Source organism: Pseudomonas putida, from assembly GCF_001976065.1.
Lineage (GTDB): Bacteria > Pseudomonadota > Gammaproteobacteria > Pseudomonadales > Pseudomonadaceae > Aquipseudomonas > Aquipseudomonas serbica.
In genome coordinates this window covers 534,800-558,322 of sequence record NZ_MNAH01000002.1, presented here as the reverse complement: position 1 = coordinate 558,322, position 23,523 = coordinate 534,800, and the positions used below count along the sequence as shown (strand labels likewise).

The following is a 23,523-nucleotide window of genomic DNA, read 5'->3' as shown; positions in this document are numbered from 1 at the left end:
AAGAAAACTCAAGCAAAACAAGATATTCAGACCTACGAGGACTGTCTATGAACAACATACAACGCAAAAAAGTTAGTTTATACATAATAGCCCTGGCAACAGTTAGTGATGTAGATGCCAGCGTTCTGAATGCAGGTGAAGGGCATTACACACCACCTATCAAGAAGGCATTGAACTCTGTAGGTTTCGAGACCGACCCTGAGAGTCTGGATGACGAAACAGCACAGATGATTAAATCATCTGTCCGAACCGCACAAGCTATATTTTCAAACGGAGACCTCCCCATAAATTCACCCCAAAAATTCTTAAGCGCTTATGTCCTAAACTCACTCGAATCAATGACGATGTGAGTGACGGATTCACTATTGCGACTACATTGATGTCCTTCGCATCGTTATCCGGGCCATTAAGCACACCGATTGGGTGCGCCTTGATAGCATTTTCACTCCTGCGGCTTGGCATTCGGTATAAATGCCACAAGGAGCTTGCCTAGGATGATTTTTCGACTTCGGGCTTACGCTAAAACATTATCGTCGGTTTGAATCAATAGCGGAACAATATTGATTTCAGAATATCCGTAAAGAGGTTTCCATGAAATTATTGCGTTGCACAGCCCTTTTGATTTTAATTCCAGCTATTGCTTATGGTGAAAAAGTTGAGTTCCAATCAAAATCGCTAATCGAATCTTCCTCCTTCGACAATGCGCGAATTGAGTCCGAATTGGTCCAGAGAGTAAAAGCCGGAGTCTATGAGGGATATCAGGCAGAATTATGTATCGATGCTCCGTCACGATGCAAATCGGCTGTATTTGAACCCTATAAAAAAGTTAAGCAAGGTCAGACAACGTATTTGCTAACGATCGAACGGACTGCTTGGGATGGTCTACCCGCTGAAATAAGGGAAGAGGCAATTCGTGAAATTATTTACAACACGTGGGGCAGTATTAACCAACCATACTCTCCTCTTGAGGTTGCAATCAAAGGTGCCCCTGTTGAAGGTTCACCTCTTTCCTACCTGTCCTCAAGCTCGGCAGATCGGTATCTTCATTTCGCAGCGCCCGGGTATCTAAATGGTGGCGTAGGCACTAAAGCCTACGGTCCCAACTGCTGGTATAGCTCAATCTCGGCTATCGTCGACCCAAGCTCGGCTTATGCCAGATCCAAGATGATCGCGTTATCTCCTTGGCAGCACCCGAGATTCATGGGGCCAAGCGAATTCCGTAGTCACATGAAGAATTTTACCGAGGTTTCGACACCTCGGTTTGGTGACATCATTCGATATTATACTGAAGCGCCTATATACGGGGGTTACAAGAACCTCGTATACGGAGGGGAAGTTCACGCCGCAGTCTATATCGGGAGCGAAACGTATCTCGATACAGGTGGAAATAAAGTAGTTCGTGATATAGCGCTCACAAAAAATGGTCGAAGCGATTTTAATTTTCTGGTTTTTCAGGATGTTCGCGGACTAGACATCGAGTACTTGGCACCCACCGACAATCAATCACCTGCACCCGACGTCAGTCAACAGATAAAGAAAGGGTACTTTAGAGTGAAAAGCGGTATTACTCTTCTGGATCCGGCTACCGCGGGAAGAGTCGCCCAAGCCTACGAAAGCTATTTAGTCGACATAAAAAACTATGCAGACCGGTGGCTGTGCCTGAGCAATCTCATATCCCCTCCCGCCGGCAATAGCAAGGGTTGCATGGACTACCCGGCGAACTGGTTGACAATTGAGCAAGATAATTCCGCTACTTCAATTCAGCCCGCAGAAAATCTGAACCGACGGACAACTCAGCGTGGCCGACAACAGCCAAGAATAGAACATTCCTCTTCGCAAAATTTACTTGAGATAGAACATGACGGGTAAAATCTTGACCTGGTGCGCTGGGCGACAACAGTGCCCGGAAGTAAACGTCTAAATTTCGGTGCATCAAAAATCTAAATTTAGGTATTTTTCCACGATTTAGATTTTCGCCGACCAGTCTGTGACAGCGCTCCGAAGTACGCAACCTCTCGCAGTATCCGCTGCCCCTTGATCGCGTCGAGTTGGATGTCAGCGACCTGACAGTCGTGGATGGCGGGCAAGCAATGGGGCACCAGTTCCCTGCACTTGCAACTTTGGAGAAGCTGATCAAACAAGGAGCACTAAGCAACATCGCGCTGGTGATCGTCGATCGGGCCCACGGCAGCGAGCTACCTGAAACATTAAAACATTACATTGCCGCAAATGACTTGCTGGAAGCCGTGATCGACCTGCCGAGCCAGGATGTTTCAGGAACACGCACGGTCTTCACCGCGTGGCTGCTGAATACTGACAAGATGAACTCTAACGAAACCCTTTGCATCGACGCCACTCGGCTGGAAGGTGCCGGATATTTCGAGCCCACTTGGTTGGCCGCTGCGGTCGTCGAGCGGTGGCGTTCACCACACTACAAAATCGACTCAAAGTTTTTCAAAGAGTTTCTCGATAGCAACCTCAACGAATCGTTTCTCAAACATTTGGAAAATGAATATAGAAACCTTCCGGGATTCTGTCGCGCGCTGTTCACCGACACGGTTCTAAATGCCCCAGAGCTAACGGCACGTGAGCATCTCGGTCATGAGGAAAATAATCTCAAGCTAAACAGCCCTGAAAATCGCCCTCTGCTGGACATACTGACTGAAGAGACAACAGGTCCCACTTGTTCCTACATCATCGGTAACAATGGCGCGGGTAAAAGTCTGTTGCTCAGGGACTTGATTAAAGACCTCGACCAGGAAAACCTCACCTCGATTGGCATCGCCTTTGGCGCGATTGATCGGTTTCCACTCGAGTCCTCAAGAGGTTCGTTATTTATATACCAAGGAGCTCGCCGCGATGCGGATGATCTGCACCAGCTGGAATTTCTGCACAGACTCAGCGAAGCCTTGCTCGACATCTACCAGAGCCCTTCACGTTTGGAGATCTTTACCGAGGCACTGGACTTTCTCGATTTCAATCACATCCACTACCTAGTTCCCATCAGCGACCCGGACAACCCAATCGATAACTGGGAGCGCGGGATTTCCAGTTTCGAACTGCACGAAGACGTGCAGGTGCCTATGGAGGGCGAACGTTACGAACCTGGCATTCAGCCTAAAGAAGTAGAATTCCCAGTCTTGCCGCTCAGCGAGATGAACTCCGGCGAACAGCAGGTCCTCTCCCTGCTGATCAGGATTTGTGCCAACGCCGATGTGCACACGGTGTTTCTGATCGACGAGCCGGAAATCAGCCTGCACGTCAGTTGGCAGCAGCGACTGCCCCAATTGCTCTCACGCATCGCCAAAGAATTCGAGTGCTCGTTCGTGGTCGCCACCCACTCGCCAATCCTCATCACTAATGCGCGTGACGCCATCAGCCACTGCTTCCTGGCCGAGAATAAGAAGCTCAGGCCGATCCCAGCGCATCAACGACACTCCGTGGAGTCCATCCTGCTTGACGGCTTCAAGACTTACACCCCGGACAACCGTGAGATCAACGAGCGTTGAGCAGTATTGGTGTCACGGGCGATCCGGTTGACCAACCAGCCAGGCCGGGTCGATCGTCGTCAACGCAAAGTCCTGCTCGATGCGCTGGTCATCATGGAAGAAACTCTGGAGGGGACCACCAGCAATAAGGACAATGAGCGCTACAAGCAAGACATAGAGCTGATCAACCAAGCCGATGCTGCCATTAAGGAGTTGTTCAAGCGCGTGAAAGATGGAGTGCCGCTATGAGCGCCCCCTTAAGTGATGAAGAACAACGAGCCCAATGTGAAACTTACCTGCTGCAAGCCCATGAAGTAACCCGGCACAACAAAGCCACGGTGGCCTATCTGCGTAAGCTGCACGTGAAGTCGCGCCGCAAAGGCGATGTCTGGGCGGAGCTATCGACCCACAACAAATCAAAGATCAGTGGCGTGACCGGCCCGTTGATCAAGAATGCGTTCCGCAGGTTTGTTCTAGACCTGCAAGGCAACCGCTGCTGCTACTGCAGGCGCTGGCTGCTCAACATTGCCCACGCCAAGCCCATCGAGCACATCCTGCCCCGGCATAGCTACCCACAGTTCTCGGTGAATTTCTGGAATTTGGCTGTCGCCTGTTTCGACTGTAACCAGCTGAAGCTGGAGGCTAACTGGAGCATCTTCGCCGTGCCTCGGCTTGACTACCCGGCGGCGAATGCGTTTACAGATTTCTATCATCCGCGTTTCCACCGCTACGCGGAGCATGTCAGCTATGAGCGCACCGAAAACAACCACGTCAGCAATGTCACGTATATGGGACATACCCCACAGGGCAAACACCTGTGCAGTGAAATGCTTTACATCGTCGCCGCCCGCGAGAACCTCTACAGCAACAACCCGCCGCTGGCCGAAGCCATCACTAGCATTCAGCAATTTCAAGACCGCCACTCGACCGGTGAATTACCGGCCCTGGAGGTGTTTCGTAACAGCCTTAACAAGTCGATGCTGCATCAACTGAACGATAGCGGTGTGGACGAAGCCCCTCTTAAGGGGAAACTACCTGGTGGTCGCCGCTCTAGGATAAGGACTGTCCGGTAAACCGGTTAGCTCTGGCTCCAAACCCGGATACCGTACCGCCGAATGCTACACACGGTAGCCACCCTACCTGTGCATCGTTATCCAAGGTAAGTTGGTACAAGTTAACGCCTTAGTCATGAACAAGTATTCGTGAACTTTTGCATGACCTACCCATTAAACAAGTTCTTATTTTTCAATGAGATAGATGGATCATGAGCAAATGACTTAGCCCATTAGTTAAATCAGGTGTTATGTCAGATATGTTCATGAGCAGCTTAAAGCACTGATTAAACAAAGACGCATCTGGCGTCCAATCTCTCAACGGGCCATGTCCTTCGTGTTCATGGCGCGTCATTGAATGAGTTGGCTGCCAATGAAGCTGATTCAGTGTCGTTTCTCGTCCGGTCAGCGCGTGCCACTGCTTGTGCAGGATGGTCTAGCGGCGCCATTGCCCAAGCTAGTCCCATTCATCTACGTCCAGCTCAAGCTCAGGCATCGTGCATACAACACCGCCGCAGCACACCTGCGTGCGATCCAGGCTTTCTACACCTATGCCAAAAGCCGGGAAGCTGGATATCGATGAGGCCATCCTGGCCTGTCACTTTGAAGCGATTCTGGCGTTACTGGACGGTTACGCCATTTGGCTCCAAAGCGGCCGTCAGGCCGATAATCTGGTCGCCCGAATCGGCACAGCTAAAACGGCATCTTTTCCGCAGATCGATCCGCGCACCCGTGACTAGTACCTGCGGCTGTTGAAGCAGTACCTGTCCTGGTGTGTCACCCGATACATCCCGCGCGCTCGTCAGAACTCAACCACCTTGGCTAACATTGAGGCTGTATTTGCAGATGTCGCCGACGTCATTGAACGGCGCTTTGAGAGCCATATCATCAATGCTCGGCCGGACCGCAGTCGATACCGCAGCCTGACAGATATGCAACTCCAGATCATTCACACACTGATTCGCCCGGGCACTACGGAGAATCCGTTTCCGGAACGATTGCAGTTGCGCAATTGGCTAATGATTGAATTGCTGCTGGAGACCGGTATCCGTCGCGGAGAGCTTCTGAAGCTCTACACCACGGATATCAATCAGGGTTCTCAGCATGCCTATGTCAGCATCAATGACCGCGAACATGACCCAAGTGACCCGCGTGCTGAAGAGCCTGCGCTGAAAACCCACGGACGGACGGTAGGTATCTCCGCACAGTTGTATGAGGTCTACGAGCATTATATCCAGGGCGAACGGCGCCCCATACGTAACGGCAGACCAATGAAATTGCCGTACCGCTATCTGTTCATTTCTGACCGAGGTCGCCCGCTGTCGATCCGCGCATTGTCTAACGTCCTTGATCGGCTGTTTCTGACCATTGAACTGGCTCATCCGGGGTTGTTGCCTACACTTTCCGCGCATGACTTTCGCCACACCTTTGCCGACCGCTTTTTGGCTTACCTGGTCGAGAAGCGTGGGCATGGCCTGGAGCGCGCCACGGACGAACTCCGACGAGTCTGCGGCTGGTCTGACACTTCGACGATGCCACGCCGTTATGCAAGTCGTTATCTAGCCGAGTCGGCCAACCGCCACAATGCCCAGCGTGCCTCGGCAGCCTGGAGCCGACTTGACAGTTAAGGAGGTTCGCCGTGACCAAATCAGCCGATCAAGAACAGGCTTCACCCTCCTCCTCTTTTCCGGCCTACGTGTTCGAGGGCCCGGCTCAGGTTGCGATTCGAACTCGCACTAATGACCAGCCAAGGTACGTCGATACTTGATTGAGCGTCTGGACGTGGTACGACGACGGCATGACAATGAATATTGATTGGTCTGGCCTAAAGCTGAATTCAGAGTTTATCGAAATAGCCAAAGCATTTTTTGTCCATATGTTAGAGAAATACTCCCCTTCGACTGCATATAGGGCCGCGAGAATGCTCCATCGGGTTTCGGAAAGTGATACTTCCTTGAAATCCCCTTGGGCAGCCGATGTAATTATTAGCGCATTCAACAGTTGGAACTGCTCTAGAGAGTACGTAGTCGTCTTTCGCACGCTTTACGCTGGGCAATGGATAGAGGAACCACCGGATCCAGCAACGACATTTATCTAAAGATCAAGGATTTCAAAAGAACGCTCAGCCCCCTACTCTCGAATTTTTATGTCTCAGTCCGGCTTGGAACTCGATGAGGAAATTCGCTTGCTCAAGCGTATAGAGCGGAAGTCGACAATGACGCCGTTGAATCTGTCCCGTTTGAATTCAACGGTTCACCTTTGGGTTGGTCGATCTGCCGAGATTGTAGTGAGGTGGGCGTTGCTTTGCGAATGATGGATGCCAGATGGACGCACCTCTCCTTGTGGTATTACCGAGCTTCCATTACTGCTGCGTAATCGTCTGGGCAGTACACCTTCCTAATGCCATCGCTTACTGCGATGGTGGGCACCTAAATATGCTGAATGGTATGGCCCTTAGAGCGACATGAATAATCAATAGCTGCTTAAACGCTCACTCCGGGATAAACAAAAATGTCTGCATAGCGTTTCATCTTTTTGGCGCCGTTCAGTACGCGAATTCATGTCCCAACTCACTTTCCATCCACTCTAAAAAGCGTCTGACACGCGGAAAGTTGGAGTGTGCCTTTGGAAACACCAGATGATGGGCGGCCACTGGAGCGCTGAGGGACTCTGGCGCAACTTCTACTAACGCACCGGACGCCAGGTACTTTTGCGCGAGCAACGTACTCTCCAATGCGAATCCAAGCCCGTGGCTGGCGGCCTCCAGTGACATATAGGATCTATCAAAGCTCAATGCATAGGGTCTTTCCGGTCGAGCCAAACCATGTTGGGCGAACCATTGTGGCCACTTGAGCAGTGTGGCTTCAGACAATATCAAATCACAATCGAGTAGATCCGACGCTGTTTGGATAGGTCGTTGCGCAAGCAATTTGGGTGAGGTCAGTACGGCAAATTTTTCATTTTGTACTGTGCGAACCTCATAGCTTGGCCAGTTGGGCATGCCATGGCGGATATCCACATCAATCTTGTCTCGACTGAAGTGCAGTGACTCGTAGGAGCATGACAAGTTGAGCTGGATATCGGGATGACTTGCACGAAACGCTTCCAATCGCGGCATCAACCACAGTAGGCCGAAGCTGGGCGATGAATGCAGCCGCAGACAATCGAGACTGACATCGCTGGCAGCGCGCTCGGTTGCCACTGCAAGGCTGTGCAGGATCCCGGAGACTTCTTTCAGGTATTGCTCCCCCACCGGAGTCAGAGAGACACCACGTGCCGCTCGAACGAACAATTGCCGGCCTATCATCCCCTCAAGCTTGGCCAGTTGGTGACTAACAGCGGATGGCGTTAAATCCAGTACTTCCGCTGCCCTGGCAACATTCCCGAAGCGAGCCGTTTGCTCGAAGGCCTGAATTGCTCTCAGCGGTGGCAGGATGATTGGTGCATCGGCATCAGTGCGCATGGCGCTCCCACTGCATCTTTTACGATTATGGACTGTCTTCCATTCAATCACTTGGCGACTGGCTTGACGAGTGCTGAATTTTTTTCAGCATCGAGTGACATTCACGTTATTGCTCAGCCCCCCCTTGGAGAACAAGCTGAGTCATCGGTTCTTTACGGATCGACCCAATAAAAACAATTCGAGGTACTTCTGCATGCTCCTCCAAGGCAAAGTCGCAATCATCACCGGTGCCGCATCTGCCCGTGGCATTGGCCGCGCTACAGCGACCACTTTCGCGCAACAAGGCGCTCACGTCGTGATCCTTGATCTAGATGAATCCGCTGCCCGTGATGCCGCAGCTTCCCTGGGCGAAGGTCATCTCGGTCTTGCGGCCAACGTTGCTGACGAATCGCAGGTTCAGCAGGCCATTGCCAAAATCATCGAGCACTTCGGCCGCATCGACGTCCTCGTCAACAATGCCGGCATTACTCAGCCACTCAAGACTCTGGACATCCGCCCTTCAGACTACGACAAGGTGCTGGATGTCAGTCTGCGCGGCACCCTGCTCATGTCACAGGCCGTGATTCCGGTCATGCGCAAACAATCTTCCGGGAGCATTGTGTGCATGTCTTCCGTTTCTGCTCAGCGGGGCGGCGGGATTTTTGGTGGCCCTCATTACAGTGCGGCCAAAGCCGGTGTGCTGGGTCTGGGCAAAGCCATGGCACGGGAACTGGGGCCGGACAACATTCGCGTCAACTCCATCGCCCCTGGTTTGATTCATACCGACATCACCGGTGGCCTGATGCAGGACGAACGCCGCCACGCGATCATCGACGGCATTCCGTTGGGCCGACTCGGTGCAGCACAGGATGTCGCCAACGCCGCCCTGTTCCTGGCCAGCGACCTATCCTCGTACCTCACAGGCATCACGCTGGATGTGAACGGCGGCATGCTGATTCACTGATACACCTGGGCGGGCCTGCGCGGCCCGTGCGGTTCTGGATCGATGACGTAGCCGGGTCTCATGGCCTGGCAGTCAATAAAAACAAGAGATCAGACCATCATGACTACCCTGTCGCTCGAAGCGGTTTCGACCGTGCGTTCCAACGCCTACCGGAAAACGGCCTGGCGACTGATGCCATTCCTGATGCTGTGCTACCTGTGCGCTTACCTTGATCGCGTCAACGTTGGCTTTGCCAAGCTGCAAATGATGAACGATCTGGCGCTCAGCGAAACGGTCTATGGACTTGGCGCTGGCATGTTCTTCATTGGCTATTTCCTCTGCGAAGTACCCAGCAACATCATTCTCCACAAGGTCGGTGCGCGGGTATGGATCGCACGCATCATGATCACCTGGGGCATCGTCTCGGCGCTGTTTGCCTTCGTCGAAACCGCCTGGCAGTTCTATGCCCTGCGCTTTCTGCTCGGTATCGCCGAAGCCGGTCTGGCGCCAGGCTTGTTGCTGTACCTGACCTACTGGTTTCCATCCTATCGTCGCGCCCGCATGACCGTGTTGTGGTTCATCGCCATTCCGCTGTCAGGCATGGTGGGTGGCCCCCTCTCCGGCTGGATCATGAACCACTTCGCCGGGATGCATGGCTGGGCTGGCTGGCAGTGGATGTTCGTGTTGGAGGCTGTACCCACGGTGGTTGTCGGTCTTCTGGTACTGAGCTACCTCAAAGACGGGGTGCATCAGGCCAGTTGGCTCAACGACGAAGAAAAAGCACTGATCACTCGGGAGCTGGCCGAAGACGACCAGCACAAAGTCACCCATGCCTCTGTCGGTGAGTTCATTCGAGACCGTCGTTTGTGGCTGCTGGCTGCCATCTACTTCTGTGTGGTGATGGGGCAGTACGCAATCACCTTCTGGCTGCCTACCCTGGTACGTAATTCGGGGGTTTCCGATCCATTGCATATCGGCTTTCTAACCAGCCTGCCTTACCTCTGTGCCATTGCCGCCATGCTCCTGGTGGGACGCAGTGGTGACAAACATCGCGAGCGCCGCTGGCACCTCATCGTTCCGATGATTGCCGGTGCTATCGGTCTGAGCTTGGCAGCGCTGATGGGCGGCAATCCAACCCTGTCCATCCTCAGTCTTTGCCTGGCCGCTTCCGGCATTTTGTCTGCAACGTCGTTGTTCTGGATGCTGCCAACCACGTTGCTCGGAGGCGTTTCCGCCGCCGCCGGTATCGCGGCCGTCAACAGCTTTGCCAACCTCGCAGGGTTCTGCTCGCCTTATCTGATTGGCTGGATCACCACAATGACCGGCTCCAGTGCCATCGGCATGTACCTGATCACTGGCGTGCTGTTTGCCGGAGCGACGCTGGTACTGCGCATTCCCGCCGCCCTGGTCAATCGTTGAGTTAACGGAGTTTCACCATGACTACTAATTCTTCATACGCTTCTTCCACAACCCTGGTTGAGCGCGCGCACAATATTCGCCGCCACGCACTGCGCATGGGCCAAGTCCAGGGACAGGGCTATGTTGGTCAGGCCCTCGGCGCCGCTGACCTTCTGGCGGTCTCCTACTTTCATGCCATGAATCATCGTCCTGAAGATCCGGAATGGGAGGCGCGTGATCGCTTTTACCTCTCCATCGGTCACTACGCCATTGCGCTGTACGCCGCCTTGATCGAAGCCGAAATCATCCCGCTCGATGAGTTGGAAACCTACGGAGCGGATGACAGCCGCCTGCCAATGTCTGGCATGGCCGCCTACACCCCGGGCATGGAAATCACCGGGGGCTCTCTGGGTCAGGGCCTGGGTATCGCGGTGGGTGCCTGTCTGGGTCTCAAGCGCAAACACTCGCCCTCCTTCGTCTACAACCTGCTGTCGGACGGTGAACTGAATGAAGGCTCGACCTGGGAAGCCGTGATGTCGGCATCGCATTGGAAACTCGACAACCTGATCGCCATCGTCGACGTCAACAACCAGCAAGCCGACGGTTACTCCAGTGAAATCCTCTCGTTCGAACCGATCGTTGACCGTTGGCAAGCGTTTGGCTGGTTCACCCAGCGTGTGGATGGCAATGACCTGGATGCACTGGTCGCCGCCTTCGATGCTGCGCGTAATCATTCAGGTACCCAGCCACGCGTGATTATCTGCGATACCAAAATGGGCAAAGGCGTGCCCTTCCTGGAAGCCCGCGAGAAGACACACTTCATTCGCGTGGAAGAACACGAATGGGATCTGGCACTGAGCAACCTTGAAGAAGGAAAAGACCAATGAGCAACGCCGCTAACACTCCGACTTCCGAACCGGTCAAAAAGCGCCTGACTACCTCGGCGATGATCGCTTCCATTGCCTCTGAAGGCCAAGCGACTAAATCGGCCCCGTTCGGACACGCATTAGCTTCGCTTGCAGATCAGCGCCAGGACATCGTTGGCCTTTCCGCTGACCTGTCCAAGTACACCGACCTGCACATCTTCGCCAAGGCACATCCCGACCGTTTCTATCAAATGGGCATGGCCGAGCAATTGCTGATGAGTGCGGCTGCGGGTATGGCCCGCGAAGGCTTCGTGCCCTTCGCCACCACTTACGCCGTATTCGCCTCGCGCCGCGCCTATGACTTCATCTGCATGGCAATCGCCGAGGAAAACCTTAACGTCAAAATCGTTTGCGGTTTGCCCGGCCTCACTACCGGCTACGGCCCAAGCCACCAAGCCACCGATGACCTGGCAATTTTCCGCGCCATGCCCAACCTGATGATCGTTGATCCGTGCGATGCGCTGGAAATCGAGCAGGCCGTGCCCGCCATCGCCGCACATCAGGGGCCCGTGTACATGCGTTTGCTGCGCGGCAATGTGCCGTTGGTGCTGGACGAGTACGGCTACAAATTCGAGATCGGTAAAGCCAAGACACTGCGCACTGGCAACGATGTCCTGATCATCTCTACGGGACTGATGACCATGCGCTCATTGGAAGCGGCAAAGCAGCTCCAGGCGGATGGGATTGATGTTGCAGTGCTGCATGTACCAACCATCAAGCCGCTGGATGAACAGACTATCCTGGCCGAAGCCCGCAAGTCCGGACGCCTGGTGGTCACAGCCGAAAACAGCTCGATTATTGGCGGACTCGGCGAGGCTGTTGCAGGGCTATTGCTGCGCAACGGTGTGACGCCAACATTCAGGCAAATCGCTTTGCCCGACGCCTTCCTGGACGCGGGCGCACTGCCGACGCTGCATGATCGTTATGGCATCTCGACGCCGGCTGTTTGTGCGCAAATCAAAGCCTGGCTATAGCTCCAGCTTGTTGTAGTTCCATAGTGAAGGGCGCTTCGATTTGAGGCGCCTCATCACGTGAGAAAAAAGGGGGCGGAACGTTGAAACCACATGAATTGCTTGATCCCGCTTTCCGTAGCTTTTTGACTCCTGGCGCAGAACCCTGGACGCTTGATACGCTGCCTGCCATCAGGAAGCGTGTCCATGCGACGTTCAAATCGTCAGGACAAGCTCGTTGTGAAAGCGTATGGACGACAGCTCACGACGGGGAGCAGTTGCGCCTTTGTCTTTATAAGCCTGGTGTCGCGGCAGAGCACAAAATTTTTCCTGTGATCCTGTATCTCCACGGCGGTGGTTTTGTGCTTGGGCAACCTGAAATGGCAGACGATTATGTGGCAGATCTGGCCGAAGAACTGGAGGCGATCATAGTCTCTGTTGATTACCGCCTTGCACCCGAACACCCCTTCCCCATTCCCCTTGAAGATTGCTACACGGCGCTCGGCTGGTTATTCGAGAATCGGCAAGTCCTCAATATCGACACCCGCAAATTAGTCGTCATGGGGCACAGTGCCGGTGGAGGACTGGCAGCAGCTCTGGCTATTCTGGCTCGTGACCGAGGCGCATATCCCATCGCGGGACAAGTCTTGATCTATCCGATGCTGGATTACCGGTCAGGCACTGCAGACTCGCCTCACAAGAACAGCACCACAGGGATAATTGGCTGGCAACACCAAGCCAACGAGTTTTGCTGGAGATGCTTGCGCGGAAACTACGCGCTTGATGATGAGCGGATCGGTTTGCTTTCACCTGGCCTGCACACAGACCTGAGTGATTTGCCGCGCACTTTTCTATCAGTAGGGGCGCTGGACTTGTTCCTTGAGGAGGACGTCGCATTTGCTATGAGATTGTCTCGCTCTGGCGTAGCCGTAGAGCTTCATGTTTACCCCGGCGCGCCACACATGTTCGACCAGAAACCGGGCTGCATTACTGACCAGTCTGCACTCGATATCCTTCGAGTACTTAGGCGTGCGATAGCGAACGCGTAGGTGAGCCAGCCGAGGCTCGACAGTCGCGGAGCCGCGCCCGGCTTCCAATACTTCTTGCTAAGCTGTTCTCTTCCACATTATTGACTGTTTGACCCATGATTTATCGCTCACCGTTTGCCATAGAAGACGATGGGAGTCCTGACTTCAATAGGTGTCAGGCCGCCAATACACCCTATGCGCCATTTATGTATAGGGATACCGCTCGATACAGAACCCAGGGTCGTCACTATTGAGTCTGCGTGCTCGGGACCTGCGCCGTGATGGGGATTCTTTAGTTCTCCCAGCGCTGATTGGTGCGTTCCTACAGTGAGCTTGAAATTCCTGCCGAACCCATTGAAGCCCTACGAAAACTGGATGGCAAACCTGCTTGGCGCCCATTTTTGTCTTCGCCTCGTGTCGTTGCTTTCGTTCTTGTCGTAGCTTAACGACCTCCTTTTGAGTCGCCTTCAGCAGCGCCTGTGCATTCTTGGCCAAGATCGAAGCGCCTCAAGCGAAGTTTTTTGGCATGGAGAATGCTCCGTAAAGATTGAGGCTTTGCGGAGAAAATGATGAGCAACACTTTCGAGTCTCGACGTAGTTCGCACCCAAATGCGGGAAGCGGAACCGGTGTTGAAGCGCTAGGGATGGCAAAGTCCTTTTAGCTCGCCATGATGATAAGCCCACTTCTTTGATCAAAGTCAAATCATCGGCTGCCTGGAAGTCTAAACTGGAAGAATTGGGGACTAACAAGCCTCTGGAGCACGTCATGTACTGGTTCCGTCATCACTATCGCAATCTAATGCGACTCACCCTCGGGGTGTGGGTGTTGGCTGTGATCGTGACGGCATTTCACGGCTGCTTGGTGCAGCCGGAGCACAATCTGGCTGCAACGCACGCGACGCTCTCCACACTGCAACAATTAGATGACCATGCCCTGCACGCCAGTGGCTGCCTTAAGCATTGTGAAGATGCAGTGAAGGCGATCAGTCCCGCATCGAAGCTCCCGACAGTAGACCTCGCCAGTTTGGCGCTTGCTTTGCTGTTACCCGCGATTCTGCTGCTTACCCTCACTCAACCCATCGCCTTTCCTGCACTTGCACTGAGGCGCCCCGCACCATCGGGGCCTCCAGCCCGCCTGATATTCGTCCGCTTCAACGATTAATCCGCCTCCAGAACGGCCTTGCCGTGGCCGTTCTGCTCCATTGCGTCGATTTGGCGCGGCTTAGTAATTCCTACTTATTCCCGAGTACCTGGAGTTCACCATGCAAACACAAATGAAATTAGTTCTTGCCGCAATTATGGCCAGCAGCCTCTCCATGGCGAATGCCGAGGATGAGCATCACCCTGCCGATGCACCTGCCAGCACAACGACCGCCAGTGCACCGTCCGAGTCGGCAATGAACAATGCGATGAGCGAGCAAATGCAGAAAATGCAAGCTGCCCATGACAAAGCCGCTGCAGCGAAAACACCAGACGAACGGCAAGCTGCCCTGCAGGAGGGCATGAAAACGATGAAGGAAAGCATGGCCATGATGAGTAAGCAGCATGATGCTGCGGGTTGTATGGGCATGGGCTCCAACATGGGGATGTCTGGCTCCAAGGACGGCATGGGAAAAGGAATGATGGGCATGATGATGAAAATGATGGATCAGCAGTCATCGATGATCGACATGCCAGTGAAGAAGTGACGGTTGCTGCTCACCAATGCTCGCGGCACTGGTGATGGGCAAGTGATCCAGGCAATAGCGTTGTAAATGTATCGGCGGTTTCCTCTTGGCCAGCATGACCAGGATGACACCGCCGAACATTGAACCTGGATGACGTATTACTAGATGACACTCCCACAGGAGTACAGAACCATGATGCATTCATCACATCCAGCTAACACCTCTCCACCATTATGGCGGAGCAAAACCGGCATAGTGTTGGGCATGCTACTGGTGATCGCACTGTTCTATCTGGCCAGAGAACATTACGGCCATATGCTGGGCCTCCTGCCGTATTTGATTTTGCTGTTGTGTCCGCTGATGCATATTTTCGGGCACCACCACGGTGGTCACAGTCATCACGGAGAAACCTCAGATTCAAATAAGGATGCGGACAGGAGGTAGCGCATGCACAGCCCCGAGCGTCACCAGGAGCACAACCCGATACGGCGACTTGAGCCCCAAGCCATCGGCGGTACCCATGACCCGGTCTGTGGTATGGCCGTCAGTAACGATAGCCAGTTCAGCACGCAATTTGAGGGGCGAACCTACCGGTTCTGCAGCCAGAAATGCCAAACGACCTTCAGTGCAGAGCCCGAGCGCTATCGAATATCTCCGACTGAAACTGAACAAGTCCATCAGGCACCAGCAGAACCGTTAACGACTGCCACTGAATACACCTGCCCCATGCACCCGGAAATCCGCCAGATTGGCCCCGGTACCTGCCCCAAGTGCGGTATGACCCTGGAGCCGGTGCTTCCCGAGCTAGAGGAAGAAGAGAACCCCGAACTCAAGGACTTCACCCGGCGCTTCTGGTGGACATTACCACTGACCGTGATCGTCACCGTGCTGGCCATGGGCGGCCATGGCCTGATGCTGTTCCACGGCACTACGCAGAACTGGGTCGAGTTAGGACTGGCAACACCCGTAGTGCTTTGGGCTGGCTGGTCGTTTTATGTGCGTGGCGTACGTTCGGTGATTCAACGCAGTCCGAACATGTGGACACTGATCGGGCTCGGTACTGCAGCGGCCTTTTCTTACAGTGTTGTGGCCACCCTGGCCCCCGGCGCATTCCCCAGCAATTTCATGATGGATGGCCGCATCGGCGTGTACTTTGAGGCGGCGGCGGTGATCATCTCACTGACCCTGCTCGGCCAAATGCTCGAACTCAAAGCTCGCTCGCAGACCTCTGCTGCAATCAAGTCGCTACTCGGCCTGGCACCCAAAACTGCCCGACGAATCAATGCCAACGGCACGGAAGAAGACATCCCACTGACACACGTACACAGCGGCGACACGTTACGTGTGCGACCCGGTGAAAAAGTGCCTGTCGATGGCCAGGTCCTCAAAGGCGAAAGTGCAGTGGACGAGTCGATGCTCACCGGTGAGCCCATACCGATCATGAAGAGGCCTGGTGATGCATTGATCGGCGCGACCCTCAACACCCACGGCAGCCTGGTGATGCAGGCGCAGAAGATAGGGTCAGCCACCCTGCTCGCGCAAATTGTACAGATGGTTGTACAGGCACAACGCTCAAAAGCGCCGATGCAACGCCTGGCAGATGTGATTGCCGGTTACTTCGTGATTGTGGTGATTACTATCGCCGCGCTGACTCTAATCGGCTGGGGGTTGTGGGGGCCCGAGCCAAGCTGGGTGTTCGGACTGATCAACGCTGTCGCGGTAATGATCATCGCTTGCCCCTGCGCCCTTGGCCTGGCAACACCGATGTCGGTCATGGTCGCCACCGGCAAGGCTGCTGGCAGCGGCATTTTGTTTCGCGATGCCGCTGCCATCGAAAACCTGCGCAAGATAGACACCTTGATCGTCGACAAGACTGGCACCCTCACTGAAGGGCGGCCAGCGTTCCATAGCGTCGAGGCTGTACCTGGATTTACTCAGGATGAAGTGCTGCGCCTGGCCGCAAGTCTCGATCAGGGCAGCGAGCACCCGTTGGCTCACGCTATTACCGAACAGGCACGCACCGCTGGCCTGACACTAAGCCCACCTGAAACCTTCGAATCGGTCTCCGGTATTGGTGTAAGCGGTCAGGTTGAGGGTCGCCACCTGAAGTTGGGCAATACCGCGCTGATGCAAGAGGCCGGAGTCGTCACCGATAGCTTGCAAGCTCAAGCCGAGAAGTTACGCAGTGATGGCACGAGCATCATGTACTTGGCCGTCAATGGCGCACTGGCGGGTTTGCTAGCTGTAGCCGACCCCATCAAACCCACTTCGAAGCTGGCAGTCGAGCGTCTACAGGCGGATGGCGTCAAGGTCATCATGTCTACGGGTGATGGTCTTACCACTGCGCGCTCGGTAGCTGGCCAGTTAGGCATTGAAGAAGTGCATGGCGAGGTCAAACCGCAAGACAAAGAACGCTTGGTCGCGTCTCTGCAACAGGCCGGACACCACGTGGCGATGGCCGGCGACGGTATCAATGATGCCCCTGCCCTGGCTCGTGCTGACGTGGGTATCGCTATGGGCACGGGCACCGACGTGGCGATGAACAGCGCTCAGGTCACACTGGTCAAGGGTGATCTGCTCGGTATCCTGCGTGCTCGCAGCCTGTCAGTAGCAACGGTGAGAAACATGCACCAAAACCTGACCTTCGCCTTTCTTTACAACGCCATGGGCATCCCGCTCGCCGCCGGTTTGCTCTACCCGCTCACCGGTCACCTTCTTTCACCACTGATTGCCGCACTGGCCATGAGCGTGAGTTCGGCGTCGGTGGTATTCAACGCTTTGCGCCTGCGCCGCATTTCGATTGTTTGAGCCGTAGAGACTGCTTGACCTTGCTGCCGTGGCAAGGTTGAGGATAAGCCAAGGACACAGAAAACCGTCTAAATCAGTCATTCCACGACTATTTATTTGTGAGGAATCATCAATGAAAACAGTTGAACTGCAAGTCCAGGGCATGAGCTGCGGCTCTTGCGTCAAACGTGTAACCCAAGCGTTGCGCGCGCTCAATGGAGTCAGTGAAGTGGCTGTCGATTTGCAATCCGGTCGGGTGAAGGTCAGCGGTGAATCAGACTGCAGTGTGCTGCTTGCAGCCCTGCAGGACGCCGGCTATCGCGCGCAGGCTTCGGTGGCTGACGTCCAAAATGAGAGAAAAACCTCCGGGTGTGGCGAGAAAGGCGGCGGTTGCTGCTGCCGGGCTACCTATGCCGACCTTACGGAAATGTAATCACCCGCGTCCCGCCCATGTGGCATCTTCCCCACTATATAGATAGCGGCTGGCACCGAATTCCTGAAGCGAATCCTGGCCGCACTGTGGCAGCGGATACGTATCTGCCTGGATTCTGACTATTTGGATACCCCTCCATGCATTCCAGAACATCAAGACGCACTTTCGTGAAAGCCCTAGCGGCAGGCGGAGTACTTGCAGGCTTTGGACTGTGGCGCAGCCCCGTGTGGGCGATTACCAGCCAAGGCCAGCCGAATGTGCTCGCTGGCACCGATTTCGATCTTTCCATTGGTGAGATGGGAGTGAACTTCACGGGCACACCTCGCACCGCCATGACCATCAATGGCAGCCTTCCTGGCCCGATATTGCGCTGGCGCGAAGGTGATACCGTAACGCTGCGTGTCAGGAACCGTCTCAAGGAAGACACGTCGATCCATTGGCACGGCATCATTCTGCCGGTGAACATGGACGGTGTACCGGGTCTGAGTTTTCACGGCATCGAACCGGGCGGCCTGTACGTTTACTCATTCAAGGTCAAACAGAACGGTACCTACTGGTATCACAGCCATTCCGGGTTCCAGGAACAGGTAGGCGTCTACGGCCCCTTGGTTATTGATGCAAAGGATCCCGAACCCTTCAGCTATGACCGCGACTACGTGGTGATGTTGTCCGACTGGACGGATGAAGACCCTGAGCGACTCATGAAGAAGCTCAAGAAACAATCCAGTTACTACAACCAGCACAAGCGCACCGTCGGCGACTTCATCGATGACGTCAGCAAGAACGGTTGGTCTGCCACCATCGCGGATCGGAAAATGTGGGCTGAAATGAAGATGAACCCCACGGATCTTGCCGATGTCAGCGGCGCCACCTACACGTACTTGCTCAACGGGCAGGCCCCCGACAGTAACTGGACAGGCATTTTCAGGCCCGGAGAACGGCTGCGCCTGAGGTTCATCAATGGCTCGGCGATGAGCTACTTCGACGTGCGCATTCCTGGACTGAAGATGACTGTCGTCGCAGCAGACGGGCAGTACGTCAAGCCGGTGAGCGTCGATGAGTTCCGCATTGCCGTGGCCGAAACCTTCGATGTCATCGTCGAACCCACCGAAAACGCCTACACCTTGTTCGCCCAATCGGTGGATCGCACAGGATTCGCGAGAGGCACGCTGGCTGTACATGAGGGGCTCTCGGCCCCTGTTCCGTCCCTGGATCCACGTCCATTGATCACGATGAGCGACATGGGCATGGGTGATATGGCTGGCATGGATCACGGCGATATGACAGGCATGACCCAGGACTCCATGCAAGGTATGGAGGGTATGGATCACAGCCAGATGGCGCCCACTAGCGACATGCAGGGTATGACAGGCATGGACGGTGGAGCTATGCAGAGCATGGACCACAGCCAGATGCCAGACTCAGCAAGCATGTCTGGCCACTCGATGCACAGCATGAGCGGCATGAGCTCGATGGAGCCGCACCCGGCCTCGGAAGTGAATAACCCACTGATTGACATGCAGGCGATGAGCCCCACGCCGAAACTCAATGATCCTGGCATGGGACTGAGAAACAACGGTCGCCGAGTACTGACCTATGCAGACCTCAAGAGCACCTTCCAGGATCCCGATGGCCGGGAGCCTGGCCGCACCATCACCTTGCACCTGACCGGACACATGGAAAAGTTCTCGTGGTCTTTTGACGGTGTCAAATTCGCGGATGCCCAACCGCTTCTTCTCAAATATGGAGAGCGCATTCGGGTGGTTCTAGTGAACGACACCATGATGATGCACCCCATTCATCTGCATGGCATGTGGAGTGACCTGGAGGATGAAAACGGTGACTTCATGGTTCGCAAGCACACCATCGACATGCCGCCAGGCAGCAAACGCAGCTACCGCGTGACCGCCGATGCCCTAGGGCGATGGGCGTATCACTGCCACCTGATGTACCACATGGAAATGGGCATGTTCCGCGAAGTCCGTGTGCAAGAGTAGGAGCCAGACATGAACTTCGAACGAACCGCTAAACCAATACTCACCGGCCTGGCCATCCTGGGAATGGTTGTCATGCCACTTGCATATGGGCAGACCGAGCCGATGCAAGGTATGGACGGCAAACAGATGCAGGATATGGATCATTCCCAAATGCAGGGTATGGATCACTCCCAGATGCAGGGTATGAAACCCGCCGTGCCCCAGCAAAGCCGTACGCCGATCCCAGCGCTCACCGATGCCGATCGTGCAGCGGTGTTTGAAAGCCATGCCGGCCATCAGATGCACGACCGCTCGATCAACTCGTTTTTCCTGATCGATCAACTCGAATGGCAAGACGCCAACGAGGGCAGTGCATTGCGTTGGGAAGCCAACGGTTGGATTGGCGGCGACACCGATCGTCTCTGGCTACGCAGCGAGGGCGAGCGAACCAATGGTGTAACCGAAAACGCTGAGCTTCAGGCGCTCTGGGGACACGCCATCAGCCCTTGGTGGGATGTGGTCAGTGGTGTGCGACAAGACTTCAAACCTGGCTCCCCCCAGACCTGGGCGGCACTTGGGTTGCAAGGCATGGCGCTCTACAACTTCGAAACGCAAGCCACCGCCTATTTGGGCGAGGCTGGCCAGACCGCGCTGCGGCTCAAGGGCGAATACGACATTTTGCTGACCAACCGCTTGATTCTGCAGCCTACAGCTGAAATGAATTTCTATGGCAAAAACGACCCACAACGTGCCACTGGCTCCGGGCTGTCAGATACCGAAGTTGGCCTGAGGCTGCGTTATGAAATACGCCCCGAGTTCTCACCCTATATCGGCGTAACCTGGAACCGCTCATACGGCAATACAGCAGATTACATCCTTGAAGAGGGAGAAGACCGCAGCGATACGCGTTTTGTCGCCGGTGTGCGGATGTGGTTCTAAACCTGAGAGATACGGTATCTCAACGCAATTCAAACAATAAATCCCATCCACGGCTCAAGCCGTCAGGAGCTTTGCATGTCACCTCTGAAAACCCTCATCACTGTTGCAGCACTCAGCACCGGTCTGTTGTTGAGTGCTGGCGCCCAAGCACATCCAAAACTGCTGTCCTCTTCCCCGACCGAGGGAGCCACGGTGACTGCACCGGCAAAAATCGAACTTAACTTCTCGGAAAAGCTCACCACCCAGTTTTCCGGCGCGAAACTGATCATGACCGAAATGCCGGGTATGTCTGCGCACTCCCCCATGGGTGTCAAAGCGAGTGTCGCAGGCGCCGCCGATCCAAAAATGATGGTCATCACCCCCACAGCACCGCTCACACCTGGCACCTACAAGGTTGAGTGGAGGGCAGTTTCTTCCGATACCCACCCGATCACAGGCACCGTGACCTTTAAAGTCAAATGAACCATGGACGACTCAATCTACATTAGCCTCCGCTTTGCGCTCTATATCGACTTGATGCTGCTCTTCGGACTGGCACTGTTTGGCCTGTACAGCCTCAAAGGAAAGGAGCGCACAGACGGGGCCGTATTGAATTTTGGGTCGTTGCTGGTGGGAACGGCTGTTATCGGCATACTGCTATCGATGGCGGCTATGCTGCACATGGCCAAGACGATGAGCGGTGTGTCCAGCGTCATGGAGCTGCATCACCACATCCTGCAGATGATGCTGATGGACACTGAAGTCGGGCTGACCTGGATGGTTCGAATAGCCTCGTTGACGGTGGCGATCATCGCCGCGCGCCTCAATCGACGGGCCCCCTCAACGAGCCTCTGGCTGGTCTCACTGTGCGGGGCCATCGCCCTGGCGACGCTGGCCTGGACAGGACATGGCGCCATGGATGAAGGCAGTCGGCGCTATCTGCACTTCACCAGCGATATCGTACATCTTCTCGGTGCGGGCAGCTGGCTGGGCGCTATCGCCGCGTTCGCGCTTTTGTTGCGTACAAACAACCTCACAGGTGATCTGCAGGTTCATCTACTGGCTCGAACGTTGACTGGTTTCGAATCAGCGGGGATGCTCATTGTTGCAACTCTGACCATCACCGGAATCGCCAACTACTTACTGGTTGTCGGGCCAGCATTCGAGACATTGACAAGCTCCACTTACGGGACCCTGCTGTCTTTGAAAGTCTTCTTGTTTTTCGGGATGCTGGTATTCGCAGCAGTGAATCGCTTTCATCTGAGCCCGCTGCTCAAACGATCCATCAAGACAGGTACTCACAAAATCGCTATCAACGCCTTACGACGCAGCATGATTCTGGAGCTCTTGGTTGCCGTGATCATCATGGCCTTGGTTGCCTGGCTCGGCACCCTCAGCCCAGAGATGGAGATGGAGATGGAGATGTCAGCTCAGTAGACCGTGAAGTGAATGCAGGCAGTGCTTTCCAGTTTTCTATGCCGAACACGTGCGCCCGCGCTGAGTCGACTGTAGAAATTACATTTTCGTCAGCTTGTATTGGAGCATCGGTTTTGGCCGCAAACTGCTGCAATACAGGTCGTGGAGACTGCCAACATGTAACTCTTGGTAGCTGAAGATGAACTAAAGACCGGAATCTACCTGCAGCAAGGCCTCACTGAAGCCGGTTTCAACGATGTGATGATGCCCGGTCTCAATGGTTGGGACCTCCTAAGAAAGATCCGAGACGCCGGCGTAAATCGCCATTCAGCCCAACGCCCCACGCTCAATCGCAAAGTTGTTCCAGGCCTGGGTCACCGGCATCAGCTCCAGGCTGTTGACGTTGATATGCGCCGGCTGGTTCATCAACCAGAAAATCGTTTCGGCAATGTCCGCCGGTTGCAACGGCTTGGCGTTGGCGTACACCGCGTTGTACTTCTGGGTGTCACCGGCAAAGCGCACCAGCGAAAATTCGCTTTCGCACAAACCCGGCTCCAGGTTGGTGACCCGCACCCCGGTGCCTTGCAGGTCGCAACGCAGGTTCAACGAAAACTGGCGCACGAAGGCCTTGGTGGCGCCGTACACGTGGCTGCCGGGGTACGGCCAGTTGCCGGCGATGGAGCCAAGGTTGACGATGCTGGCCCCGGCGCCGTGGGCAATCAATCGCGGCAGCAACAAACGGGTGCTGTAGAGCAGGCCCTTGATGTTGGTGTCGACCATGGTTTCCCAGTCATCCAGCGAGCAGACCTGGGCCGCCTCGGTGCCCAGGGCGAGCCCGGCGTTATTGATCAGCCCGCGCAAGGTTGTGAAGCGCTCCGGCAATTGGTCGATGGCTGTTTGCATGGCAGCGCGATCACGCACGTCCAGTACCCGTGGCAACACATCGCACTGCTTGCCCAGTTCGTTGGCCAGGCTCAGCAAGCGTTCTTCGCGACGGCCGGTGAGCACCATCGACCAGCCGGCCCGGGCGAAGCGCCGGGCGCAGGCTTCGCCAAATCCGGAAGTAGCGCCGGTGATAAACACAGTAGGTTGCATGATC

Annotated in this window: 21 protein-coding genes and 2 pseudogenes; 21 read left to right on the top strand and 2 right to left on the bottom strand. The window is 54.9% G+C overall.

Annotation, left to right across the window (positions count from 1 at the left end; translation table 11 throughout):
- Window positions 1-47 precede the first annotated feature (47 nt).
- The 6 genes and pseudogenes from BKX96_RS32150 to BKX96_RS33400 all read left to right on the top strand — a co-directional run bounded on the left by BKX96_RS32150 (window position 48) and on the right by BKX96_RS33400 (window position 6,168).
- A complete protein-coding gene (locus BKX96_RS32150; RefSeq protein WP_143512403.1) occupies window positions 48-350 on the top strand; it encodes a hypothetical protein in 303 nt (100 codons plus the stop codon).
- A 241-nt stretch (window positions 351-591) separates the two neighbouring features.
- Window positions 592-1,869, top strand: coding sequence for a hypothetical protein (locus BKX96_RS32145; RefSeq protein ID WP_143512402.1), 1,278 nt, complete (start codon window positions 592-594; stop codon window positions 1,867-1,869).
- 179 nt (window positions 1,870-2,048) lie between these two features.
- Entirely contained in the window at window positions 2,049-3,509 is a 1,461-nt protein-coding gene (locus tag BKX96_RS09115) for an AAA family ATPase (RefSeq protein ID WP_143512401.1), read from the top strand.
- Between the two features lie 27 nt (window positions 3,510-3,536).
- A complete protein-coding gene (locus tag BKX96_RS09110) occupies window positions 3,537-3,737 on the top strand; it encodes a hypothetical protein (RefSeq protein WP_077183470.1) in 201 nt (66 codons plus the stop codon).
- Entirely contained in the window at window positions 3,734-4,561 is an 828-nt protein-coding gene (locus BKX96_RS09105) for an HNH endonuclease (protein ID WP_077183467.1), read from the top strand. Before BKX96_RS09110 ends, BKX96_RS09105 begins: the two co-directional genes overlap by 4 nt.
- A 352-nt stretch (window positions 4,562-4,913) precedes the next feature.
- Window positions 4,914-6,168 (top strand): annotated as a pseudogene (locus BKX96_RS33400) (tyrosine-type recombinase/integrase).
- Window positions 6,169-7,085: 917 nt separating this feature from the next.
- Here BKX96_RS33400 and BKX96_RS09090 read toward each other — a convergent pair.
- A complete protein-coding gene (locus BKX96_RS09090; RefSeq protein WP_046819177.1) occupies window positions 7,086-8,003 on the bottom strand; it encodes a LysR substrate-binding domain-containing protein in 918 nt (305 codons plus the stop codon).
- A 193-nt stretch (window positions 8,004-8,196) separates the two neighbouring features.
- On the opposite strand from BKX96_RS09090, the gene BKX96_RS09085 reads away from it, so the two are divergent.
- The 15 genes and pseudogenes from BKX96_RS09085 to BKX96_RS32140 form a co-directional block, all read left to right on the top strand.
- Window positions 8,197-8,946, top strand: coding sequence for an SDR family NAD(P)-dependent oxidoreductase (locus tag BKX96_RS09085; protein ID WP_046819178.1), 750 nt, complete (start codon window positions 8,197-8,199; stop codon window positions 8,944-8,946).
- Between the two features lie 99 nt (window positions 8,947-9,045).
- Window positions 9,046-10,344 carry an MFS transporter gene (locus tag BKX96_RS09080; protein ID WP_046819179.1) on the top strand — a complete coding sequence of 433 codons (1,299 nt, stop codon included), beginning with the start codon at window positions 9,046-9,048 and terminating at the stop codon, window positions 10,342-10,344.
- A 17-nt stretch (window positions 10,345-10,361) separates the two neighbouring features.
- On the top strand, window positions 10,362-11,210 hold the full coding sequence (locus tag BKX96_RS09075; protein WP_077183465.1) for a transketolase: 849 nt from the start codon (window positions 10,362-10,364) through the stop codon (window positions 11,208-11,210).
- Window positions 11,207-12,223, top strand: coding sequence for a transketolase family protein (locus BKX96_RS09070; protein WP_046819181.1), 1,017 nt, complete (start codon window positions 11,207-11,209; stop codon window positions 12,221-12,223). The genes BKX96_RS09075 and BKX96_RS09070 overlap by 4 nt, the downstream gene beginning before the upstream one ends.
- An 80-nt stretch (window positions 12,224-12,303) precedes the next feature.
- Window positions 12,304-13,248, top strand: coding sequence for an alpha/beta hydrolase (locus BKX96_RS09065; protein ID WP_077183462.1), 945 nt, complete (start codon window positions 12,304-12,306; stop codon window positions 13,246-13,248).
- A 745-nt stretch (window positions 13,249-13,993) separates the two neighbouring features.
- Window positions 13,994-14,389, top strand: a complete 396-nt coding sequence (locus tag BKX96_RS09060; RefSeq protein WP_077183460.1) for a hypothetical protein — start codon at window positions 13,994-13,996, stop codon at window positions 14,387-14,389.
- Window positions 14,390-14,489: 100 nt separating this feature from the next.
- Window positions 14,490-14,915: a hypothetical protein gene (locus BKX96_RS09055; protein ID WP_046819184.1), complete on the top strand. Its 426-nt coding sequence runs from the start codon at window positions 14,490-14,492 to the stop codon at window positions 14,913-14,915.
- Between the two features lie 171 nt (window positions 14,916-15,086).
- Window positions 15,087-15,338: a DUF2933 domain-containing protein gene (locus tag BKX96_RS09050; RefSeq protein WP_077183458.1), complete on the top strand. Its 252-nt coding sequence runs from the start codon at window positions 15,087-15,089 to the stop codon at window positions 15,336-15,338.
- Window positions 15,339-15,341: 3 nt separating this feature from the next.
- On the top strand, window positions 15,342-17,702 hold the full coding sequence (locus BKX96_RS09045) for a heavy metal translocating P-type ATPase (protein ID WP_256721422.1): 2,361 nt from the start codon (window positions 15,342-15,344) through the stop codon (window positions 17,700-17,702).
- A gap of 112 nt (window positions 17,703-17,814) precedes the next feature.
- Window positions 17,815-18,114, top strand: coding sequence for a heavy-metal-associated domain-containing protein (locus BKX96_RS09040; protein ID WP_077183456.1), 300 nt, complete (start codon window positions 17,815-17,817; stop codon window positions 18,112-18,114).
- Between the two features lie 137 nt (window positions 18,115-18,251).
- Window positions 18,252-20,111 carry a copper resistance system multicopper oxidase gene (locus tag BKX96_RS09035; RefSeq protein WP_046819187.1) on the top strand — a complete coding sequence of 620 codons (1,860 nt, stop codon included), beginning with the start codon at window positions 18,252-18,254 and terminating at the stop codon, window positions 20,109-20,111.
- 63 nt (window positions 20,112-20,174) lie between these two features.
- Entirely contained in the window at window positions 20,175-21,029 is an 855-nt protein-coding gene (locus BKX96_RS09030; RefSeq protein WP_077183882.1) for a copper resistance protein B, read from the top strand.
- Between the two features lie 75 nt (window positions 21,030-21,104).
- Entirely contained in the window at window positions 21,105-21,491 is a 387-nt protein-coding gene (gene copC / locus BKX96_RS09025; protein WP_077183454.1) for a copper homeostasis periplasmic binding protein CopC, read from the top strand.
- A 3-nt stretch (window positions 21,492-21,494) separates the two neighbouring features.
- Window positions 21,495-22,445, top strand: coding sequence for a copper homeostasis membrane protein CopD (gene copD, locus BKX96_RS09020; RefSeq protein WP_077183452.1), 951 nt, complete (start codon window positions 21,495-21,497; stop codon window positions 22,443-22,445).
- Between the two features lie 165 nt (window positions 22,446-22,610).
- Window positions 22,611-22,739 (top strand): annotated as a pseudogene (locus BKX96_RS32140) (response regulator); the annotation flags it as partial.
- Between the two features lie 12 nt (window positions 22,740-22,751).
- Here BKX96_RS32140 and BKX96_RS09015 read toward each other — a convergent pair.
- Window positions 22,752-23,519 (bottom strand): SDR family oxidoreductase, encoded by a 768-nt coding sequence (locus BKX96_RS09015; RefSeq protein ID WP_077183450.1) that lies wholly within the window; start codon window positions 23,517-23,519, stop codon window positions 22,752-22,754.
- Between the last annotated feature and the right edge of the window lie 4 nt (window positions 23,520-23,523).